1 protein-coding gene is annotated in these 510 nt (G+C 62.9%); it reads left to right on the forward strand.

From position 1 onward, the window contains the following. Nucleotides 1-188 precede the first annotated feature (188 nt). A complete protein-coding gene (gene rpsU / locus C9414_RS21195; RefSeq protein ID WP_002808376.1) occupies nucleotides 189-404 on the forward strand; it encodes a 30S ribosomal protein S21 in 216 nt (71 codons plus the stop codon). Nucleotides 405-510: the final 106 nt, after the last annotated feature.

Below are 510 nucleotides of genomic sequence, written 5' to 3' on the forward strand. Positions count from 1 at the left end.
ATTCGATGCCAAGGACTCGCATGCCTGCTATTATGACGCCCCTGCCGCCCCCTCGGGGGATGTGCAGATCTCACTGCTTTCGAACTTCCGGCCCGTATTCAGGGTTGGCCGCTTGCAGTTTGTCTATTCGCCGCTATAATGTGCGGCTCGCCGGGCGTGACCCGGTTCTACTGTGTCCCGGAGATTCCATGCCCAGCGTCAAAGTCCGCGAGAACGAGCCCTTCGAGTTTGCTCTTCGCCGCTTCAAGCGCACTTGCGAAAAGGCCGGTGTGCTGGCCGAAACCCGCAAGCGCGAGTTCTACGAAAAGCCGACCCAGGAGCGCAAGCGCAAGGCCGCCGCTGCTGTGAAGCGTCAGCTGCGCCGCTCGTCGCGCGACGTCACCAAGCGTCAGCGCCTGTACTGATCGGACGCATCTTCATTGCGGCAGGCTTGTCCTTCCGCGGTGAAGCCGAAGCCGGCACGCGCGAGCGTCGCCGGCTTTTTGCGTTTCCGGGTTCGGGCATCCGCCC

Source organism: Bacillus sp. Nf3, assembly GCF_003028545.1.
Lineage (GTDB): Bacteria > Bacillota > Bacilli > Bacillales > Bacillaceae > Bacillus > Bacillus safensis.

What these genes read in the sequence shown, in the direction of transcription:
- rpsU (WP_002808376.1), top strand. Translation starts at nt 189, where the DNA reads ATGCCCAGCGTCAAAGTCCGCGAGAACGAGCCCTTCGAGTTTGCTCTT.